Below are 6,600 nucleotides of genomic sequence, written 5' to 3'. Positions count from 1 at the left end.
GTGACCTCATGGCCGTTGTTGAAGACGCCGCTGGTGACCTCCAGCGCAGGGGCAGTTACCTCGTCTGACCTGCAGACACCTGCACCCCCTCCAACTGCTTGGTCTCAGCTTTCCAAACACGCCAACGCAACTCTGCCCCTTGAGGCAGATCTACAACAATCGGCCAGGAGGCGTTGTAGGGCACCAAGAAAGGCTGTTGACCCAGAGTGAGAAAACTGCGTTTGCGGGGAGTGTCAGGTGCACATCCCTTTCGGGTGCTCATCACCACAAGGGGTCCACTCAACGTAAACAACGCTTTACCGGCAGCCTGGGGCAGACGCGTCATCGACAACACCGGCCCAGACAACCAGGTGTTGTTGCAGTCCACCTCCACCTCTTTGCCGATGATCAATTGCACCCGCCAATCGATTGGATGAGCAGAAATCAACGGATCCGAACTCTGCGGTAAGAGACCAGAGGGTTGGATCACCCAGCGCTGAAGCCCTGCTGCCGGGGCGGGGTAACCACTTAAATCAAGTCTGGGAATGGCACTGGCCGGTCCTGCTGCACCAAGACAAAGCATGGTCAGCACTACAGCCGATCGACCAGCCCTCAATCCACCAACAGCCGAAAACAGGTTGAACAGACCCTTGGCCATGACCCACGCGGCAACAGAATGCCCAGCATGACCGATTCAACCGTGATTGCCCTGCTCTCCGGTGGCCTCGATTCCGCCACCGCCGCGGCCCTCGCCCGTGAAGCCGGTCATCGAGTGATTGGCCTCTCCTTTGATTACGGGCAACGCCATCGACGCGAACTGGAAGCAGCAGCAGCCTTAGTCACCACCCTCGGCCTGGCGGAGCACCACACCATTGCGGTGAACCTCGCCAGCTGGGGAGGTTCCTCCCTCACCGACGCACAACAAACCATCCCCACCGAAGGCGTGGAGGAAGGGGTGATCCCAAGCACCTATGTACCGGGTCGCAACACGGTGTTTATCAGCATCGGCCTCAGCCTGGCGGAAGCACGCGGCGCCGATCGCATCGTTCTGGGCGTCAACGCCGTTGACTATTCCGGCTATCCCGACTGCCGGCCCGACTACCTCTCCGCCTTTCAGACTCTCGCCAATCTGAGCAGCAAGGTGGGCCGCGAAGGCCATGGGCCGCAGCTTTGGGCCCCTCTGGTCACCTGGAGCAAACAACGGATCGTGGCAGAAGCCCTTCGCCTCAATGTGCCAATTGAACAGACCTGGAGTTGCTACAGCGGCGGCGAGCAACCCTGCGGCGTCTGCGATAGCTGCAGAATCCGCGATCAAGCCCTGCGTGCTGCAGGCCGTCCCGATCTCTGCAGTCCAGCCCATTGACGTATCCCGCCGCTGAAGGTGCTGGCTCGCAATCTGGTGCAGCGGCGATGCGCCAGGCCCTGCCATGGCTGGAGCCGAATCGGGTGGCCAATGCCATGACAGCTCAGTGGGGAGAAGCAGGCTTCATCTGGCTCGATGGCGACGGCAGCGCCCATGGCCGCTGGATCACCCTTGGCGCCGATCCGGTGGAGCAGCACTGCTGCCGAGGACTACCCGGTGAAACCGGTGCATCCAATCCCTTTGATGTGCTGCGCCAGCTCTCCCAAGGGCACTGGACCGGTTGGCTCAGCTACGACGCCGCCGCCTGGAGCGAAGCCGCTAACCCCTGGCGCGGCGATGCCATGGCAAGCCTCTGGATCGCACGCCATGACCCAGTGCTGCGCTTTGATCTGCAGCAACAACAGGTATGGCTGGAGGGGGTCAATCCGCAACGCCTCAAGGCGATGCAGCAATGGTGGAACGCACTGGTCTCCACCACGTCCACCACAAGCGAAACGATCGCAACAGCAGCAGCGAACGCCGATAGCCAAGGGAGCCAAACGCCACTCCATACCCATTGGACGCGAGAGACGAACCGCAACGACTACGCCAACGGAGTCGAACACATCCGCGCGCTGATCGCGAGTGGTGATCTCTTCCAAGCCAACCTCACAGCCTGCGCCTGCAGTGAGATCGCTGCCGAAATCACCAATCTGGAGCTCTTCCGGAGACTGCGCGCCCGCTGCCCCGCTCCCTTCGCCGGCCTCGTGGTGGCTGACGGCAACGCCAGCGGCGAAGCCTTGCTCTCCACCTCGCCCGAACGCTTCCTCGAGGTGCAAACAAATGGGCAGGTGGAAACCCGGCCGATCAAAGGCACGCGCCCCCGCGATAGCAATCCCGAGCAAGATGCCGCCAACGCTGCTGAACTGATCTGCAGCAGCAAAGACCGAGCCGAGAATGTGATGATCGTGGACCTGCTCCGTAACGACCTGGGCCGTGTTTGCATCCCTGGTTCGGTGCAAGTGCCCCAGCTGGTTGGCCTGGAGAGCTATGCCCGTGTGCATCACCTCACCTCGGTGGTGACCGGGCAACTGCGCCAGGGCAAAACCTGGGTGGATCTGCTGGAGAACAGCTGGCCCGGAGGATCGATCAGCGGTGCACCCAAACTGCGGGCCTGCCAACGCATCGCCGAGCTGGAACCCAGTGGCCGAGGGCCCTACTGCGGATCCTTGCTACGGATCGACTGGGACGGCCGCTTCGACAGCAACATCCTCATCCGCACCGTCCTTCGCAAAGACGACCAACTGCGGGTGCACGCCGGCTGCGGCATCGTCGCTGACTCTGACCCTGAAGCGGAAGCTGACGAACTGGACTGGAAACTGCTGCCGTTACTGGAGGCTCTGGCATGAGCGCAACCATCGCCTGGATCAATGGCCGCTGGGGGCAGCCCTCGGAACTGAGCCTTCCTCTCAGTGACCGTGGCCTGCAACTGGGCGATGGCGTGTTTGAAACGATCTTGATACGCAACGGACAACCCCAACTTCTACGAGCACACCAGCGGCGCTGGTGCGTTGGGGCAACAGTCCTGGGGATGGCCCCACCGCCAACCCTGGAAGTGCTTCGACCTCTCATTGCAGAAGCGGTTCAACGCAGCTGCAGCGATGGCGCGCTGCGTCTGAACTGGAGCCGCGATGCAGCCGGAGCACGGGGAATCCAAGTACCACCTGGCGAGCCAGATCCCAGCAAGCACCGCTTCTGGTTCAGCCTCAGCCCACATACACCAACCTTCAACACCGTACGCACCTGGATTAGTCGCCATGAAGGGCGCAATGCCAACAGCCGCCTGAGCCATTGCAAAACCTTCGCCTACGGCCAGGCCATCCAGGCCCGCCGCGAAGCGATCCGTGCAGGGGCCGATGAAGGCTTACTACTCAGCACCACCGGCGAGCTCTGCTGCGGCACCACTGCCAACCTGCTGGTTCAACGCCAAGGCCAGTGGCTGACACCGCCCCTGAGCAGTGGTTGCTTGCCGGGGGTGATGCGCGAAGAGCTGCTGAAGAACGGCGTTGCCCACGAACAACGCCTGGACCCGCATCCGGAAGCGAATGACTGCTGGCTGCTGATCAACAGCCTCGACTGCCGCGTGGTGAGTGCAGTGGACGATCAGCCCCTCAACACCAACGTCAATGCTGCAGGGCTCTGGAAAGCGCAGCTCCACTCCGATTGCTGAAGCGCAATCAAGAACCCAGACAAAGTTTTTAGTGCGGCGGTCCCTTCAGACGACCCTTGCCAGTCTTTCGGCAAGGCAAACCGCCGCAGCGATAGAACTCCGCAGAGATCTCGGGCTCAACAGCCTCACCGGGCCGTGGTCACAGGCCCGATCGGCTCGGGCCAGGTGGAGCTGTTGGTCTTAGCAGGTTTGTCACTCTTGCTCCTGCCACGTGCCATCCTCACAGCCCTAACGATGGAGCCCCCCAGGCTCTGACCTACCTGGAGGGGAACGCGAGAGGAAGCGGAAGCTAAAGCGAAGCAGCCCAGCCTTAAACGGTCAGGAACTGATCCACCACCGCCTGACTCAGCTCACTGGTGGGTCCGCTGGCGACGATGCCGCCCCGCTGCATCGCGTAATAGCGGTCGGCCTGACGGACGAAATGGAGGTGCTGCTCCACCAGCAGCACACCAATCCCGGTCTCAGCAATGATCCGTCGCACGGCCGCCTCAATGTCCTGCACGATGTTGGGCTGAATGCCCTCCGTGGGCTCATCAAGAAGCAGCAATTTTGGTCGACCCAGGAGTGCCCGAGCGATCGCGAGCTGCTGCTGCTGACCACCGCTGAGATCCCCACCTTTGCGAGGCAAAAACTCTTGCAGGACTGGGAAGAGTTCATACACAAAGGGATCGATGCGGCGATGGCGAGCCAATCCCCCAGGCAACGCCTCCATCCCCAGCTTCAGGTTCTCCTCGACCGTCAGCTGCGGGATGATCTCACGACCCTGGGGTACATAGCCGATTCCTGCCCGCGCCCGCTCATGGGGTGGTTGCCGATCAAGCCCAGCACCGTTGAAGACAAGCTCGCCACGGCGGGGCCGCAGCAAACCGATTAATGACTTCAGCAATGTGGTTTTACCCACACCGTTGCGCCCGATCAGGCAGACCATTTCACCCACTTTCACAGTGAGGTCCACATCCCGGAGGATGTGGCTTTCGCCGTAGTAGGTGTTCAAGCCACGGATCTCTAGAAGCGTCGTCATCCGTTCTCCTCCTCGGTCGTGCCGAGATAAACCTCAATCACGCGTGGATCAACCTGCACCTGATCCATCGTTCCCTCGCAGAGCACATGGCCCTGGTGCAGCACCGTCACCGGACTCTCAAGCCGACGGATGAACTCCATGTCGTGCTCAATCACCAGCACGGTGTGATCACCGGCCAAAGACTTGAGCAGATCGGCAGTGAGATCCGTTTCCTCATCGGTGAGACCGGCCACTGGTTCATCCACCAGCAATAGATCAGGATCCTGACCGACCAGCATCGCGATCTCCAACCACTGCTTCTGGCCATGGGACAAGGAACCCGCAGCCCAATCAGCCCGGTTCTGCAGATTGACGATGCTCATGAGGTGATGCACCTGATCCCGCTGCCCTGCTGTGAGACGTTGGAACAGCAGCGACCAGGGCTGCTTCGGACGACTCACCGCCAGGGCCAGATTCTCCTGCACACTCAGCTTCTCGAACACCCTTGGGCTCTGGAACTTGCGACCAATGCCCAAACGGGCGATGCGGTGCTCCGGACGTCCCAACAGTGAGCGTCCTTTGAACACCACGTCGCCGTCTGTTGGCGCGGTCTTGCCCGTAATCACGTCAAGAAACGTGGTCTTACCTGCTCCGTTCGGCCCGATCACTGCACGGAGTTCACCGGGCTGCAAGCTGAGGTTGAGATCTCGAAGCGCCAAAAAGCCGTCAAAGCTGACGGTGATCTGACGCAATTCCAACAGGGCTGAACTCATGGCTGCACCTCCACCTGACCTTCAAGTTCGAGACGGGGATAGGTACCAATGCGGCGCACGATCCCAACACTGTTGAGCGCATGACCGCAACCGATCAACCAGTTCCCCAGCGTGTTGATCCCTAGATAGTTGAGCCATGGAAACGCAGTGCTTTGACGGATCAACGCATTGCCCCAACGGATCAACCAGTTCCCCAGAGTGTTGAGGCAATAACCCAGACGGTTGAGCCAGTTGCCAGGGCCTTCGCCGCGGAACCAACCAATCACGCCTTCTGGCAGCGCCGTCACCACAAGGATGAACAAACCACCCTGAATGAACAGCCAGCTCTCAGGCAGCGCCTCACTCACGAGGCTCTTGGCGAAGTTGATCACCACAGCTCCGAGAATCGCCCCGACCAGGGTTCCACGACCGCCAACCGCAACCCAAATGACCATGTCAATCGACATGGGTACTTCCATGAACTGGGGTGAAGCACTTCCCGATTGAACGGTGTAGAGGGCACCGCCGATCCCGGCCAGTGCCCCAGCCAGTCCAAACACAAGCGTCTTGAACAACGTGGGGTTGTAGCCGGCGAAACGCAGTCGCGGCTCATCGTCACGGATCGCGATCAACACATCGCCGAAACGACCGCGCACCACCCAACGCAACAGGGCCCAGATCAGGATCACCACTACAGCGGTGACCCAAAAGAACCATCGCTGCATCAAGTCGGAGCCGACGTACTGATCAAACAATTTGGTCGCAGGGGTCTGCAAACCATTGGTGCCGTTAATCAGCTTCTGCTGGCCGTTGAAAAAGTTGTAGAAGACCAGCAATGCGGCCTGGGTCAGGATCGAAAAGTAGACCCCTTTGATCCGATTGCGGAACACGAGTCCACCCAGGACGCCAGCCAGAACCCCAGGGATCAGCCAGATCGCCACAAGGGTGAACCAAGGCGACGCGAAGGGATGCCAAAAGAACGGCAGCTCTTTGACGCCATAAAGACCAAAAAACTCAGGAATGCCGTTGGGCAGATCACCGGCATTACTGAGCTGCAGGTACATCGCTGCTGCATAGCCGCCCAGGGCGAAAAAGATGCCCTGCCCCAGGCTGAGCAGACCAGTAAATCCCCAGATCAGATCGATGCCGAGGGCCACGATCGCCAGGGAAAGAAAACGACCCAGAAGGTTGAGCCTGAACACCGGAAGAATCGCTGGTGCAGCAACAATCGCGGCAACGATCAACACCCAGAGGCAGACCAGAAGCCAGCGTCGTTGTTGTAAGGATTGGAACATGG

Annotated in this window: 7 protein-coding genes; 3 read left to right on the top strand and 4 right to left on the bottom strand. The window is 60.3% G+C overall.

Annotated features, from left to right (window positions below; genetic code table 11):
• Nucleotides 1–55: 55 nt before the first annotated feature.
• Nucleotides 56–562 (bottom strand): ecotin family protein, encoded by a 507-nt coding sequence (locus DXY10_RS10680; RefSeq protein ID WP_371411148.1) that lies wholly within the window; start codon nucleotides 560–562, stop codon nucleotides 56–58.
• 102 nt (nucleotides 563–664) lie between these two features.
• Here DXY10_RS10680 and queC point away from each other — a divergent pair, with 102 nt between their 5' ends.
• From queC to DXY10_RS10665, 3 genes are read left to right on the top strand one after another with little or no spacing between them, the layout of a single operon-like run.
• Complete coding sequence (gene queC / locus DXY10_RS10675; protein ID WP_115019212.1) at nucleotides 665–1,342, top strand: 7-cyano-7-deazaguanine synthase QueC; 678 nt, start codon at nucleotides 665–667, stop codon at nucleotides 1,340–1,342.
• A 47-nt stretch (nucleotides 1,343–1,389) separates the two neighbouring features.
• Nucleotides 1,390–2,730: an anthranilate synthase component I family protein gene (locus tag DXY10_RS10670; RefSeq protein ID WP_115019210.1), complete on the top strand. Its 1,341-nt coding sequence runs from the start codon at nucleotides 1,390–1,392 to the stop codon at nucleotides 2,728–2,730.
• Nucleotides 2,727–3,551 (top strand): aminotransferase class IV, encoded by an 825-nt coding sequence (locus DXY10_RS10665; RefSeq protein WP_115019151.1) that lies wholly within the window; start codon nucleotides 2,727–2,729, stop codon nucleotides 3,549–3,551. Before DXY10_RS10670 ends, DXY10_RS10665 begins: the two co-directional genes overlap by 4 nt.
• Before the next feature lie 310 nt (nucleotides 3,552–3,861).
• Here the strand turns inward: DXY10_RS10665 and urtE are convergent, their stop codons facing one another.
• The 3 genes from urtE to urtC are packed head-to-tail and all read right to left on the bottom strand — an operon-like array spanning nucleotide 3,862 to nucleotide 6,598.
• Complete coding sequence (urtE, locus tag DXY10_RS10660) at nucleotides 3,862–4,572, bottom strand: urea ABC transporter ATP-binding subunit UrtE (protein ID WP_115019149.1); 711 nt, start codon at nucleotides 4,570–4,572, stop codon at nucleotides 3,862–3,864.
• Complete coding sequence (urtD, locus tag DXY10_RS10655) at nucleotides 4,569–5,324, bottom strand: urea ABC transporter ATP-binding protein UrtD (RefSeq protein ID WP_115019147.1); 756 nt, start codon at nucleotides 5,322–5,324, stop codon at nucleotides 4,569–4,571. Before urtD ends, urtE begins: the two co-directional genes overlap by 4 nt.
• Entirely contained in the window at nucleotides 5,321–6,598 is a 1,278-nt protein-coding gene (gene urtC / locus DXY10_RS10650; RefSeq protein ID WP_244282269.1) for an urea ABC transporter permease subunit UrtC, read from the bottom strand. The genes urtD and urtC overlap by 4 nt, the downstream gene beginning before the upstream one ends.
• Nucleotides 6,599–6,600 lie beyond the last annotated feature (2 nt).

Origin of the sequence: Synechococcus sp. UW140 (genome assembly GCF_900474295.1) — a bacterium.
Lineage (GTDB): Bacteria > Cyanobacteriota > Cyanobacteriia > PCC-6307 > Cyanobiaceae > Synechococcus_C.
The sequence above is the reverse complement of the archived record's forward strand: the minus strand, read 5'-3'. Positions and strand labels throughout refer to the sequence as shown.